This window comes from Streptomyces mayonensis, assembly GCF_018982965.1.
GTDB classification, from domain to species: domain Bacteria; phylum Actinomycetota; class Actinomycetes; order Streptomycetales; family Streptomycetaceae; genus Streptomyces; species Streptomyces mayonensis.
This window is the reverse complement of the sequence record NZ_JACBYP010000098.1, coordinates 18458-31787: the sequence shown is the minus strand read 5'-3', so window position 1 is coordinate 31787 and position 13330 is coordinate 18458. Positions and strand designations below refer to the sequence as shown.

Annotated in this window: 11 protein-coding genes; 6 read left to right on the top strand and 5 right to left on the bottom strand. The window is 73.1% G+C overall.

Annotated features, from left to right (window positions below; all coding sequences use genetic code 11):
* The first annotated feature begins 59 nt into the window (after nt 1-59).
* Together HZS56_RS28590 and HZS56_RS28585 are read left to right on the top strand one after the other, a co-directional pair.
* A complete protein-coding gene (locus HZS56_RS28590) occupies nt 60-1634 on the top strand; it encodes a sodium:solute symporter (protein ID WP_216723688.1) in 1575 nt (524 codons plus the stop codon).
* 37 nt (nt 1635-1671) lie between these two features.
* Nucleotides 1672-2853, top strand: a complete 1182-nt coding sequence (locus tag HZS56_RS28585; protein ID WP_216723686.1) for an anhydro-N-acetylmuramic acid kinase — start codon at nt 1672-1674, stop codon at nt 2851-2853.
* A gap of 178 nt (nt 2854-3031) precedes the next feature.
* On the opposite strand, the gene HZS56_RS28580 is transcribed toward HZS56_RS28585, so the two are convergent.
* From HZS56_RS28580 to HZS56_RS28570, 3 genes are all read right to left on the bottom strand, one after another.
* Complete coding sequence (locus HZS56_RS28580) at nt 3032-3826, bottom strand: DeoR/GlpR family DNA-binding transcription regulator (protein WP_216723685.1); 795 nt, start codon at nt 3824-3826, stop codon at nt 3032-3034.
* 85 nt (nt 3827-3911) lie between these two features.
* Entirely contained in the window at nt 3912-5270 is a 1359-nt protein-coding gene (locus tag HZS56_RS28575; protein ID WP_216723684.1) for a GntT/GntP/DsdX family permease, read from the bottom strand.
* On the bottom strand, nt 5267-6679 hold the full coding sequence (locus HZS56_RS28570) for a homoserine dehydrogenase (RefSeq protein WP_216723683.1): 1413 nt from the start codon (nt 6677-6679) through the stop codon (nt 5267-5269). The genes HZS56_RS28575 and HZS56_RS28570 overlap by 4 nt, the downstream gene beginning before the upstream one ends.
* 223 nt (nt 6680-6902) lie before the next feature.
* On the opposite strand from HZS56_RS28570, the gene otnK reads away from it, so the two are divergent.
* Together otnK and HZS56_RS28560 are read left to right on the top strand one after the other, a co-directional pair.
* A complete protein-coding gene (otnK, locus tag HZS56_RS28565) occupies nt 6903-8225 on the top strand; it encodes a 3-oxo-tetronate kinase (RefSeq protein ID WP_216723682.1) in 1323 nt (440 codons plus the stop codon).
* On the top strand, nt 8222-8869 hold the full coding sequence (locus HZS56_RS28560) for a class II aldolase/adducin family protein (RefSeq protein WP_216723681.1): 648 nt from the start codon (nt 8222-8224) through the stop codon (nt 8867-8869). The genes otnK and HZS56_RS28560 overlap by 4 nt, the downstream gene beginning before the upstream one ends.
* A gap of 24 nt (nt 8870-8893) precedes the next feature.
* On the opposite strand, the gene HZS56_RS28555 is transcribed toward HZS56_RS28560, so the two are convergent.
* On the bottom strand, nt 8894-9259 hold the full coding sequence (locus tag HZS56_RS28555) for a darcynin family protein (RefSeq protein WP_216723680.1): 366 nt from the start codon (nt 9257-9259) through the stop codon (nt 8894-8896).
* Between the two features lie 48 nt (nt 9260-9307).
* Nucleotides 9308-10210, bottom strand: coding sequence for an NAD(P)H-binding protein (locus tag HZS56_RS28550; protein ID WP_216723679.1), 903 nt, complete (start codon nt 10208-10210; stop codon nt 9308-9310).
* Nucleotides 10211-10321: 111 nt separating this feature from the next.
* Between HZS56_RS28550 and HZS56_RS28545 the strand changes: the two genes are divergently transcribed.
* Together HZS56_RS28545 and HZS56_RS28540 are read left to right on the top strand one after the other, a co-directional pair.
* Nucleotides 10322-11275 (top strand): LysR substrate-binding domain-containing protein, encoded by a 954-nt coding sequence (locus HZS56_RS28545; RefSeq protein WP_216723678.1) that lies wholly within the window; start codon nt 10322-10324, stop codon nt 11273-11275.
* A 256-nt stretch (nt 11276-11531) separates the two neighbouring features.
* Nucleotides 11532-13310 carry a CocE/NonD family hydrolase gene (locus HZS56_RS28540; RefSeq protein WP_216723677.1) on the top strand — a complete coding sequence of 593 codons (1779 nt, stop codon included), beginning with the start codon at nt 11532-11534 and terminating at the stop codon, nt 13308-13310.
* Nucleotides 13311-13330: the final 20 nt, after the last annotated feature.

Genomic DNA, 13330 nt, shown 5'->3' with positions numbered 1-13330 from the left:
CCCCCCCGCCCCCCCCCCACCACGCCGGCGACCCCACCGGCCCGCGTCCAGGAGCAAGTGTGCGCCAGCTCGACCTCGTGGTGATCGTGGTCTATCTGATCGGGATCGCCTGGATCGGCCTCCGCAAGGCGGGCCGGCAGAAGTCGTCGAAGGACTACTTCGTCGGCGAGGGCCACATGCCGTGGTGGACCGTCTCCTTCTCCGTCGTCGCCACGGAGACCAGTGTGCTGACGGTGATCAGCGTGCCCGGCGGCGCCTACAGCGGCCAGGCCTTCGGCAACGTCGAGCTGGCCCTGGGCTACGTCCTCGGACGCGTCGTCGTCGCCACGGTCCTGATCCCCCTGTACAAGCGCGGCGGGTTCGTCAGCGCCTACCAGTACCTGGGCGACCGGTTCGGCCCGAAGCTGCAGGGCCTCGCCTCGGTGACCTTCGTCTTCACCCGGCTCCTCGCCGAGGGCGTCCGGCTCTTCGCGTCGGCCATCCCCATCAAGCTGCTGCTGGACGAGTTCGGCGTGCACGCGAGCTACCGCGTGATCATCATCGTGCTCACGCTGATCACCGTGGTGTACACCTACCTGGGCGGCATCAAGGCGGTCATCTGGACCGACGCCGTCCAGATGGTCCTCTACCTGGGCGGTGCGCTCCTGGCCGTCGCGGTGCTGTCCGCGCACGTCGGCGGGGACGGCTACGCGCGCGCCCTGGACGCCGGCCGGTTCACGCTCTTCGACACCGACTTCGCCCTCGCCCACGTCCTCACCAGCCCGTTCGCCCTGCCCACCGCCATCGTCGGCGGCGCCATCTTCGCCATGGCCTCGCACGGCTCCGACCAGCTGATCGTCCAGCGCGTGCTGGCGACCCGGACCCTGCGCGAGGGCCAGCAGGCCATGATCGCCTCGGGGGTCTTCGTGACCCTCCAGTTCGCCGCCTTCTCCCTGGTGGGTGCGCTGCTGTGGTCGTACAACCAGGGGAAGCCGTTCTCGGAGCTGGGGCTGTCCAGCTCCGACAACCTCTACCCGGACTTCATCCTGCACGGGCTGCCGGTCGTGGTGTCGGGCCTGCTGGTGGCCGGCATCCTGGGCGCGGCGATGGGGTCGCTGTCGTCGGCGCTGAACTCCATGTCGAACTCGACGGTCGCCGACATCATCCACAGCTTCTTCCGCACCACGCCGTCCGAGGAGTTCCTGCTCAGGCTGGCCCGCTGGACCACGCTGGTGTGGGCGACGCTCATGGCCGTCTTCGCCTGCGCGTTCAGCGAGAGCACGGGCAACGTGTACCTGACCGGGCTGACCATCGCGGGCTACACCTACGGCGCCCTGCTCGGCGCCTTCCTCCTCGGGCGGCTGGTGCGCCGGGCGAACGAGGCGGACTCGGTCGTGGCCTTCCTGGTCACCGTCGGGGTGATGACCTACGTCGTGCGCGGCGTGAAGATCGACGTCACCAGCGGCGGGACCACGGTGTCGCAGGCCGTCGCGGCCCAGTGGCTCGTACCCTTCGGTGTGCTGGTCACTCTGCTCGTCGGCGGGGTGCTGAGCCTGTTCCACCGGGCGCCCGAGCCGGGAGGGGCCGTCCCGCGCGACGAGGAGCCGGCGGCGGGGCCGGACCGGCTGTCCGCCTCCTCGGCCGACCGGAAGTGACCGCCGGCCCGGCCGACCGACCGAGCAGGAGCAGCCCGTGCGTGTGATCGGCCTGATGTCGGGCACCTCCTACGACGCCGTCGAGGCGGCCGCCGCGGACCTCGTGCTCGCGGACGACGTCCTGTGGATGCGCCCGCTCGGCCACCTCTCCGTGCCCTGTCCCGGCCACCTGCGCGGCCTGATCGCGGACGCCCTGCCGCCGTCGGCCACGACGGTCCGGGCCGTCACCGAGCTGGACACCGGCGTGGGGCAGGCCTTCGCCGACGTGGCCGTGCGCGCGGTGCGCGAACTCTGCGACGGCGCCGCCGACCTGGTGGTCTCCCACGGGCAGACGGTCTGCCACTGGGTCGAGGACGGTACCGTCCGCGGCACCCTGCAGCTCGGCCGGCCCGCGTGGATCGCCGAGGCCACCGGTCTGCCCGTCGTCTCCGATCTGCGCAGCGCCGACGTCGCGGCCGGGGGCCAGGGCGCACCGCTGGTGGCGATGACCGACGTGCTTGCCCTGTCCGCGCTGCCCGGCGTCCCCGCGGCCCTCAACCTGGGCGGCATCGCCAACGTCACGGTCGTCGCCCCCGGTACGGAGCCGCTGGCCTTCGACACCGGGCCCGCCAACGCCCTGATGGACGCCGCCGTACGGCACTTCACCGCGGGCGCCGCCGAGTACGACGAGGACGGACGCCGGGCCGCGGCGGGCCGGGTGGATCCGGCTCTGCTGCGGGTGCTGCTCGACGAGGAGTACTACCGCAGGCCGGCGCCGAAGAGCACCGGCAAGGAGCTCTTCCACCTGCCCCATCTCCTGGAGGCGCTCGCCGCGGCGCCCGTCCGGGAGCCCGACGACGTCCTGGCGACCCTGGCCCGGCTCACGGCGGTCACGGTCGCCGACGCCTGCCGGGCGCACGGAGTCACGCGGCTCGTCGTCTCCGGCGGCGGCGCGCACAATCCCGTACTGATGGGCATGCTCGCCGAGGAGCTGCCCGGGGTGCCCCTCGACTCCAGTGACGTGCTCGGGCTGCCTCCGGACGCGAAGGAGGCGCTGGCCTTCGCCCTGCTGGGGTTCCTGACCGTCAACGGCCTGCCGGGCGCGGTCCCTTCGGGGACGGGGGCGCGCCGGGCGGCGCTGCTCGGCTCCCTCACCCCGGGCCACGCGCCCCTGCGGCTGCCCGAGCCCGCGGCGGCGCCACCGCGACTGCTCCGTGTCACCGGGGAGCCCCTGCTCTGATCACGTCGACGCCCCCCGGGGGCCCCCCGGGGGGGGCGGCCCCGGCCGGGGGGGGGGGGGCCCCCACGCCCCCCCCCCGGCGCGCCCCGCCCCCGCGCGGGGGGGGCCGCCGCGCCCCGCCCGCCCGCCCCCCCCACGACGCGTCCTGTCGTGGTCGTACCACGACGGAATCCGCGGCTCAGGGCCGCGCCAGGACGAGGGAGGAGCCGCCGGCCCGGATGCCGTCGGCCGCGGCGTTCGTGAGGTCGGTGTCGGTGACGATGGTGTCGAAGGCCGTCAGCGGCGCCACCCGGTAGCGGCCGAAGGTGCCGTACTTGGACGATCCTGCGACCAGGACGGAGTGTGCGGCGGAGGCCATGGCCGCCTGCTTCACGTCCACCTTGGACTCCGAGGGCGTGGTCGTGCCCCGCAGCAGGTCCCAGGAGCTGGTGCTGATGAAGGCGATGTCCAGGGCGAGCCGGCGCAAGGTGTCGGCGGCGAGGCGGCCGACACTGGAGCGGTTGGAGACGTCGACGCGGCCGCCGACGTGCACCAGTTCCAGGTTCTCGGCGTCCATCAGCCGGCCGATGGTGGTGAAGTCGTTGGTGACCACGGTCAGGTGGGGCAGCCGGGCGAGTGCGGGCGCCATGGCCAGCAGGGTGGTGCCGGCGTCGAGGTAGACGGTCATCCCGTCCTGGACCAGGCGCGCGGCCTCGGCGGCCATCGCCTGCTTCTGGGGCTGTTCGACCTCCGACTTGTCGAGGAAGCCCGGCTCGCTGTTGATGGTGCTGGCGATGCGGACTCCGCCGGGGACGGAGAACACCAGGCCGCCGCGTTCGAGTTCGGCGATGTCCCGGCGCACGGTCATGTGGGAGACGCCGAGCAGCCGGGTGATCTGCTGCACGCTGAGCACGCCGTCGCGCCTGAGGTGCTTGAGCAGCTGTTCGCGGCGCTGATCGGGGATCAGCGGGGGGTGCTCGCCGTCCGAGGTCATGGTCCGGTCTCCCTTCGACCGTGTCGACGTTAGCCGATGATCATGCCGGTGGTGGTCCGTCCGGGACCACCACCGGCCCGCGGGGTCAGCCGTGCACGACGGTGCTGAGCAGCAGCACGCCGGCGAGGCTGATCAGCGACTGGATGGAGAGCATCAGCGTCCAGGTGCGGAAGGTCTGCGCCACCGACAGCTGGAAGTACTCCTTGAAGAGCCAGAACCCGGAGTCGTTGACGTGGGAGAGCATCACCGCTCCCGACGCGGTGGCCAGCACCATGAGTTCGGGCGAGGTGCCGGGCGAGGCGCTGAGCAGCGGCGCGACGATGGCGGTGGCCGCGGCGGTGGCGACGGTCGCCGAGCCGAGGCAGATCCGCAGCAGCGCGGCGACCAGCCAGCCCAGCAGCAGCGGGGGTATCGCCCAGTCCACGGCGTAGTCGGAGATCAGCTGGTCGATGCCGGTCTCCGTCAGCATCGCCTTGAACCCGCCGCCGGCGCCGAGGATCAGGATGATCGCGCCGACCGGGGCGAGTCCCTTGGACGCCATCTTCTGCAGCTGGCCGAGGCCGAAGCCGGAGCGTACGCCGAGGGCGAAGAAGGCGAAGACCACGGCCGCCAGCAGGGACAGCACGGAGGAGTTGCAGGCGTCGAAGAACTGGTAGGGCAGCGTTCCCTCGGCCGTGTTGGCGGTGCCCAGCGTGCCGATGAGCATGAGGCCCGGCGGGAGCAGCACGGTGATGAGCGCGAGGGTGAAGGAGGCCGGCTTGCGCCGGTTGTCGGGCTCGGTGCTGACCGACTGGACGGGGCCGCGGTCGAGGTCGGGCGCGGGGCCGAACCAGCGGCTGACGACCTTGGTCAGCACCGGTCCGGTGAGCACGGCCATCGGGATGCCGATGACCAGGCCCCACAGAATGGTCAGGCCGGTGTTGGCACCGTAGGCGGAGACGGCCAGGGTCGGCGAGGGGTGGGGCGGCAGCAGACCGTGCGACACGTACAGGCCGGCGGCCATCGGCAGGCCCACCCACAGCAGGTGGGTGTTGCTGCGCTTGGCGACGGTGTACACCAGCGGCACCAGCATGACGAAGCTGACGTCGAACAGGTGGGGCATGCCGATCAGCAGCGCGGCGGCGGTGATGGCCGCCGGGATCCACTTCACGGGCCGCGAGCCGATGAAGACGGTGGCGATGCGGTCGGCGCCGCCGGAGCCCAGCAGGATGCCGCCGAGCAGGGTGCCGAGGCCGATGGTCGGTCCGCTGCCGCCGAGGGTGTCGCCGAAGCCGTCCTGGAAGGCCTCGACGGCACGCACCGGGGCGATGCCGGACGCGATGCCGAGCCCGAGGGCGGAGAGGGCGAGCGCGAGGAAGGGGTGCAGCTTGGTCTTGGTGATCAGCAGGACCAGGACGACGACGGACGCGGCCCCGAGGAGGAGGTGCTGGAGGTCGGTGCTCATGCGGCGGGTGTTCCTTCCGTACCGTCCGGGCAGCCGCGCGAGGCGCGTCCGGCCCGCCAGGCGCCGAGCAGGCCCGGGTCCGGGTCGGCCAGGTCGGCCACCCTGACCGGCTCACCGGCCGCGACCGGCCGGGCGAGCGTGGCGTGGGCGGCGAGGTAGAGGGGCGCGATGTCGTCGGGCGCCTCCTCGCCGCGCAGCAGGACGGCCTGGACGCCGGTGACGTCGTGGTGGTGGCCGCCCATGCCGAGGGCGGTCCCGGCGGGCAGGTCGGTGCGGGCACGGCCGGCGAGCACGGCGTACGAGCGGGGGTCGGTGCCGCCGGAGGGGCGGTGGTGCAGCACCGCCGACAGCAGGCTGACCGGGGTCTCGACGCCCATCAGGTGGTACGGCAGGTAGATCGCGGCGTACCCGCCGTCCTTGCTGAGCACGTGCCCCTTCTCGCGCAGGGTCTCCCAGGTCACCGGGTCGTCGGTGCGGACGACGACGAAGACGCCGCCCGCGAAGGAGGCCTCGCCCGGCAGACGCAGCGCGCTGAAGACGTCGACGACGCCGTCGCGGGCGAGCAGGCCGCCCTCCTCGCGGGGGCGGTAGACGTCGGCGAGTTCGGCGATGCGGGCGACGGGGTAGTGCAGGCGTTCGGTGTCCGGTCCGAAGCCCGTGTTGTTGGCGACGACGGCCATCTCGCAGTAGTCGGCGGTGGCACCGGTGGGCAGCTCGGCGACGGCCGCGGCGCGGGCGTCGAGGGTGGCGCGCACGTCGTCGCCGAGCCCGAGGAGCCCGGCGAGCTCCGGTGCGGGCACCGTGGTGTTCAGCTGGGTCACGGTACCGGCCTCGGGGTCGAACACGAGGTCGTACTCGGTGGACTTGCCGATCGCCACGATGTCCAGGCCCAGCAGCTCGGCCCAGGTGACCAGGCCGATCAGGTTGGCGGGCTGGTCGCCGTCGGCGGTGGTGTAGACGAGGCCGCGGGCGGCGGCGAGGTCGGCGAGGTGCAGCCCGGCGACGGAGTCGACCTCCTTGCTGACCATCGCGACGTGACGGTCGGCGGCGAGGGCGGCCTCGGCCATCGCGAGACCGTCCGCCGGGCTGCCGGTCGCCTCCACCAGGATGTCCCAAGGGGCGGCGGTCAGCAGGGCCGCGTCGGCGACGAGGGCGATGCCGCCGCGCGCGACGGTCCCGGCCACGCCGGTGGCGTCGTGGCACTCGGCCGGCAGCGCGGCGTCGTAGCCCAGTTCGTCCAGCATCGCGCGCAGCCTGGGCAGGTCGCGGTCGCACAGGACGGCCGGGACGAGGCCCGGCAGGCGTCGGGTCTGGGACAGGAGGGTGCGCGCGAATCCGCCGCCGGCCCCGGTCAGTGCGTACCGCACCGTCCGGCCGCCGCTGTCGGCGAACAAGTGATGCAGGTTCATGGGGCCCTCCTGGATGAGCGCGCAAGGTTGTGACTGTGGCTTCTCGCGCGGTCGACGGGGCGACTGGGTGCTGTGGGACGCGCGTTCTAGAAGCAGCGAATGAACAACGTGTATCACCAGATCCCATCTGCGTAAAGTCTGGTAACATAATTTCACAGATCATCACGGGTGGCCGTCGGCCGCACCAAGGAACCGAACCCGGACAGCAACGCAGGAGCACTTGATGCCGACCCTCGGGGCCATCGCAGACGATTTCACCGGCGCGACCGACCTGGCGACGATGCTGGTCGCCCGCGGTTTCCGGACCGTGGTCGCGGTCGGCGCCGACACGGTCTCCTCCCCCGCCGGGCCCGACGGCGCGGCGGAGGGTACGGGCGCGGCGGACGGCGCGGACCGGTGGGCCGGCACGGACGCCGTCGTGGTGGCCCTGAAGTCCAGAACGGCTCCCGCCGCCGAGGCGGTGGAGGACTCGCTCAGGGCTCTGCGCGCCCTGCGGGCGATCGGCTGCAGCCGCTTCTACTTCAAGTACTGCTCGACCTTCGACTCCACACCCCGCGGCAACATCGGCCCGGTGACCGACGCCCTGCTGGCGGAGACCGGTGAGCGGCGCACGGTGGTGGTCCCCTCGTTCCCGGCGACCGGGCGGACGGTGTACCGGGGGCGGCTCTTCGTCCACGACGACCTGCTCGACGAGAGCCCCATGCGCCACCACCCGCTCACGCCGATGCTCGACTCCCGCGTCGACCGGCTGCTGCGTCCGCAGACGGCCCACCGGGTCACCCGCGTCGGTCTCGACACGGTGCGGGCCGGCACGGCCGCCCTCCGCGCGGCCCTGGACGACGGGGTGCACGCCGACGCGCTCGTCGTCGTGGACGCGGTCGACGACGAGGACCTGCGCACCGTCTCGGCCGCCACCGAGGACTTCGGCCTGGTGACCGGCGCCGCCGGACTCGCCGCGGGACTGACCGGCCCGCACCCCGACCAGGCCCGCGCGCGTCCGGCGTCGCAACCGCGGGACCCGGGGGTGGTCCTCGCCGGCAGTGCCTCCGCCGCCACGCGGGCGCAGGTCGCCCACGCCCTGGACCGGCTGCCGCACCGGCGGCTCGACCTGGCCCGGCTCCGCGCCGACTTCGACGCCGCCGTGACCGGCCTGACCGATTTCGTGCGCGAGCGGTGGGAGGCCGACCCCACCGCACCGCCCCTGATCTACGCCGTCGCCACTTCCGAGGACGTCGAGACCGACACCCCGCCCGGCGCCGAGCCGCCCTCGTCCCTGGTGGAGCGGGCTCTCGCCGCCTGCGCGACGGCCCTGGTGGACGCCGGGGCACGCCGCCTGCTGGTCGCGGGCGGCGAGACGTCCGGGGCCGTGGTCACGGCGCTGCGCGCCCGCACGCTCGCCATCGGGGCGCCCATCGCCCCGGGCGTCGCCTGGGCCCGTACCGAGGTGTGCCCGGCCGGCACCCCCCACACCGTCGACCTCGCCCTCAAGTCGGGGAACTTCGGCGGCACCGACATCTTCACGCAGGCATGGGAGCAGCTCGTATGACCGCCCTCGCACACGAACTCGTCGCGACGGCGGCCCATCTGGCCGGGCTCGGGCTGAGCCCCGGCTCCTCGGGCAACGTCAGCGCCCGCGACGGCGACCGTGTCCTGGTCACCCCGACCGGCACGGACCTGGCGGCGCTGGACCCCGGGAGCCTGTCGGTGCTCGACCTCGACGGCAACCACCTCGACGGACCGGCCCCGTCCAAGGAGTACCCGCTCCACCTGGCCTTCTACCGGCGCGAGCACGCCACCCGCGCGGTCGTCCACCTGCACTCCCGGCATGCCGCCGCGCTCTCCTGCCGCCGCGCCCCCTGGTCCGGGCGCAGCGCGCTGCCGCCGATCACGCCGTACTTCGTCATGCGGGTGGGCCAGATACCGATGCTCCCCTACGCCCCGCCCGGCGATCCCGCCCAGGCCTCGGACCTGGAACTGCTCGCCTTCCCCTGCCGGGCCGCCCTCCTGCAGAACCACGGCCCGGTCGTCGCGGGCACCTCGCTGCGCGCGGCGGCCGAGGCCGCGATCGAGGTGGAGGAGGCCTCGGCGCTCCTCCTGCTCCTGGGCGAGCAGCCGGTACGCCATCTCGCACCGGAAGAGGCGACCGCGCTGGCGCGGAAGTACGGCACCTACTGGGAGCCGTCGCACTGAACCGCGCCCGCGCGCAGCCGCCGGTCAGGTGGCGATGCTGGTGACGGCGTCGACCCCGTAGGTGCGCGCGTACCCGTTCTCGGTGCCGACGAGGAGGTCGACGACCTCGAAGTACCGGTCCCAGAACGGGGTTTCACGCAGGGCGTCGACGAGGAGCTGGTAGGCGTGGTGGTCGTCCGCCTCCCAGACCCATACGTCGGTGACGCGGGCGGAGTAGAACTCCGTGTCGTAGAAGCGTGACCGGACACCGCTGGTCCGGGCCTCGACGACGGGGACGACCTCGGTGGTGAAGGCGTGCACCCGCTCCTCGACGCTCATGGCGAGCCATTCGGGTGTCGTCTTGACGAGCATAAACGCGGTGACCGGGGTCGTGGTGGCGTGTGCGGGCATGGTTGCTTCCTTTTCCCGTAGGGGGCGGTCGGTGCGGGGCCGGCGGGTTCAGCGGCCGTGGGAGAGGACCGCGGGTTCGAGGGTCCGGGCGACCCACTGCGCGAAGGTGGTCGGGGTGGCCGTCTCCGGAACCCGGGCGGCCCCGGCGTCGAGGCCGTCGTCCTTGGCCCGCTTCATGTCGACGACACCCTCCACGAACGTCGCGTCGAGTCCGTGGCCGAGGAGAGTGGCGCGCAGGTCGTCCAGCGCTTGGCGCTCGTAGCGGACGGGGCGTCCGAGCCGCTCGGTCATGATGCGGGCCAGGTCGTCGGGCGACAGGTCCTCGGGGCCGAGGACCGGAACGCTGCCGGTGCCCGTCCAGGACCGGTCGAGCAGCAGTCCGGCGGCGACGGCGGCGATGTCCGCGACGGCCACGAGGGGCGCCTTGCGGCCGGCGTCGACGGTGTCGGTGAAGCGGCCCCTCTCCCGGATGGAGCCGGCGTCCTCCAGCAGGTTCTCGAAGAACGACGGGCAGGCCAGCGCCCGGTGGGCGGCGCCGCTCTGCGAGAGGAGGTCGTCCATGGCGAGGGAGGCGGTGACGAGCCCGGCGCGGTCGGCGACCGGGGTGCCTCGGCCGAGGGCGGAGACGCCGACCACGTGGCCGACGCCGTGCGCGGCGAGGGCGTCGGCCGCGGGGCGGGTGAACTCCAGGTACGCCTCGTGCGGGGTGCGGGAGGAGTCCGGCGGGACCAGCCAGAAGACGGCGTCGGCGCCGTCGAAGGCCCGGTCGACCACCGCGGCGTCGCCGTGCGAGCCGGTGACCACCTCGACGCGTTCCCGCACCGGGCCGGGGAGCCGTGCGGGGTCACGCACGATCACCCGCAGGGCCTCGCCGCGGGCGGGAGCGGAGTCCAGGAGCAGCGGCAGCAGCCGTCGGCCGATGTTCCCGGTCGGAGCAGTGATGACGATCATGAACACCTCGTGGGTCGTGTCGTTCCGATACGCCTCATCCTGGGGAGCCGCGAGGAGTTGCCACAATGGGAACTTCAGCAAGGAATCATTGCCTGGAACGGAACAACACTGGTGAACAGCACGGACTGGACCGCACCGGTCGTCGACGCCAACCTCGCCGTAGCTCTCGACGTGCTGCTCACCGAGCAGAGCGTCACCCGGGCCGCCGCCCGCATGCACACCTCCCCCGCCGCCATGAGCCGCACCCTCGGCCGCCTTCGCCGCATCCTTCAGGACCCCCTGCTGGTCCGGGCCGGGCAGGCCATGGTGCCGACCCCGCGGGCCCTGGCCCTGCAGGACGAGGCGGCCACTGTCGTGCGGAGGCTCGGGGCCCTCCTCACGCCGGACACCGGTGTGGACCCCGCGACGCTGCGGAGCACCTTCACCCTCCAGACCGCCGACCTGGTCGGTGCCGCCCTCGCCGCCGGCCTGCTGGCGCTGGCCGCGCGGGAGGCGCCCGGCATCTCGCTGCGGTTCCGGGCCGAGGAGCTGGAGGCCGGGCCGGCCCTGCGTGACGGCCGGGTCGACCTGGAGGTCGGCGCGATCGACCACGTGGATCCCGAGACCCGGGTCGAGGACCTGGTCGCACTGCGGATGACGGCGGCCGTCCGCCCCGGCCATCCGCTCACCGAGGGGCCCCTGACCCCGGCCCGGTTCGCCGCCGCCGAGCACGTGGCGGTCAGTCGTCGCGGCAGGTTCGACGGTCCGGTCGACGCCGCCCTCGCCGAACACGGGCTGAGCCGCCGGGTGGCCGTCGTCCTCCCGGGCCACCTGGCGGCGCTGGCTCTCGCCGCCCGCACCGACGTGGTCGCCCTGGTCCCGGCCGTGCCCGACGAGGCGGCCTCCTCGCCGAGCCCGCTCACCGAGCAGGCCTCCGCCCTGGGCCTGCGCCTCCTCGACATCCCGCTGCCGTTGCCGCCGGTGGACATCGGCATGGCCTGGCACCCCCGGCACACCGCGGACGGCGCACACCACTGGCTGCGCGGCGCCGTCCGCAGACTACTGCGTGACAGACCGTTGACCTGATACGGGCAACACCTTCCAACTCGGAAGGCCGGTGAAGTGTCCGACTCGAAGGGTCCGCCACCTGAAAACGCGGGCACCAGCGGTGATATCCGACCACAACGCATCGCGCGTCCGTCTCCCCCTTACACAAACAGGCGACAGTAGCGTTGACGGTCGACTCTAATGAGGACCATTCTGTTGCGGGCGTTCCACGCCTGAGATCCGCACCGGTTCTCAGCAGCCCCGACAGAGAGGTCGGACAGTGAGACTGAAACGTGTGACGACCGTGCTCGCGGCGCTCCTGCTCACCGCCACCGCCGGGGCACCGGCCGTGGCCGGTGAACGCGGCGGGCCCGAACGGGTGTCGCGGCCCGGGGAGTACGCGGGCTACTCGCCCGTGCTCTACGACGAGTGGGTACGCACCTCGCAGTACCTGCCCACCCGTGACGGCACCCGCCTGGCCGTCGACCTCTACCGTCCGGCAGTCGACGGCAAGGCCGTCGAGCGGCCCTTCCCCGTCGTCTGGGAGCACCAGCTCAGCCGGGCCTCGCGGGCCGAGGACGGCTCGGTCGACCTGCGCGGTGTCACCAGCGGCATGGCCGAACTCACCAGGTACGGCTACACGGTGGCGTTCGTCGACCGGCGCGGCAACGGCGCCTCCTTCGGCACGATGACGGGTTATCACTCCCGTGCGGAGGCCTCCGACGCCTACGACGTCACCGAGTGGCTGGCCGCGCAGTCCTGGAGCGACGGGCAGGTCGGCGTGTTCGGCTGCTCCAACACGGGTGACGCCGCGATGCAGGCGGCGACCGTGGGGGCACCCCACCTCAAGGCCGTCTTCGCGGGCAACTACTCGTTCCACAAGTACGACGCCTTCCAGCGCGGCGGGATCCGGGCCAACTGGGGCGCCGGCCCCAACCGCACCCGCGAGGAGGACCTGCGCAACCTGCCGGTCGACGCGGACACCGACGGCGCGCTGCTGCGGCAGGCGGTGGAACAGCACCGGGCCAACACGTCCCTGAAGGACATGTGGCGGGCGGCGCCGTACCGGGACAGCGCCGTCGCCTGGGTCGGTACGCGGCCGTGGCAGGAGTACAGCGTCGCCACCTACAAGGAGGCGATCGAGCGCTCCGGCGTGCCGATATACGGCTACGACGGCTGGGACGACGACTTCCGCAAGGAGAGCCTGGTCGGCGCGGCGACCCTCTCCAACCCGCACAAGGTCCTCGTCGGCCCGTGGGGGCACTGCGGGAACGAGGGCTTCGACATCGTCGCCGAGCGGCACCGGTTCTTCGACCACTGGCTCAAGGGCGTCGACAACGGGATCATGGAGGAGCCTCCGGTGCACTACTGGACCGGGTCCTCGGACGGTACGGGCCAGTGGCGCGACGCGCGGCAGTGGCCGCCGAAGTCCCTTGCCCGTCAGACGCGTTACTACCTGGGCGGCGGCACGAGCGGCACCGTCGACTCGGTCAACGACGGCACTCTGGGCCGCTCCCGGCCGCACGGGAGGGGCGGCGGGGACGTCTATCCCGTCGACTACTCGGTGAGCTGCCCCGACCCGGTCGGCCAGGGGCAGACCTGCCCGCAGGACGAGAAGGGGCTGACCTACACGTCGGCTCCGCTGCGGGACGACGTCGAACTCACCGGCCATCCCGTGGTCTCGCTGCGCCTGTCCTCCACCGCGCCCGACGGCAACGTCTTCGCCTACCTCTCCGACGTCGCCCCGGACGGCACCGTGCGCATCCTGACCGACGGACGGCTCCGGCTGGCGCTGCGCGGCACGCAGCGGGCGCCCTACGACGTGCTCGGCACGCCGTGGCACCGCGGCAACGCCGGGGACGCCGAGGCCATGCCCGAAGGCCGTGCGGAACGCGTCGACTTCGACATGCTCCCCCTGTCCTCGGTCGTGCCCGCCGGGCACCGGCTGCGGGTGACCGTCACCGGGGCCGACGTACGCGAGAGCGACCGCGCCGAGGTGGGCCCGGCCCCGGTGTACACCGTGCACCGCGAACCGGCACGCGCGTCGTCGATCACCCTGCCGGTCGCGCGGTGAGCGCCGCGCCGGACAGGAGC

Excerpts from the sequence above, each read along its gene's own strand:
- HZS56_RS28580 (WP_216723685.1), bottom strand. The coding sequence starts at position 3,826 with ATGACCTCGGACGGCGAGCACCCCCCGCTGATCCCCGATCAGCGCCGC.
- otnK (WP_216723682.1), top strand. The coding sequence starts at position 6,903 with ATGCCGACCCTCGGGGCCATCGCAGACGATTTCACCGGCGCGACCGAC.
- HZS56_RS28575 (WP_216723684.1), bottom strand. The coding sequence starts at position 5,270 with ATGAGCACCGACCTCCAGCACCTCCTCCTCGGGGCCGCGTCCGTCGTC.
- HZS56_RS28550 (WP_216723679.1), bottom strand. The coding sequence starts at position 10,210 with ATGATCGTCATCACTGCTCCGACCGGGAACATCGGCCGACGGCTGCTG.
- HZS56_RS28560 (WP_216723681.1), top strand. The coding sequence starts at position 8,222 with ATGACCGCCCTCGCACACGAACTCGTCGCGACGGCGGCCCATCTGGCC.
- HZS56_RS28570 (WP_216723683.1), bottom strand. The coding sequence starts at position 6,679 with ATGAACCTGCATCACTTGTTCGCCGACAGCGGCGGCCGGACGGTGCGG.
- HZS56_RS28555 (WP_216723680.1), bottom strand. The coding sequence starts at position 9,259 with ATGCCCGCACACGCCACCACGACCCCGGTCACCGCGTTTATGCTCGTC.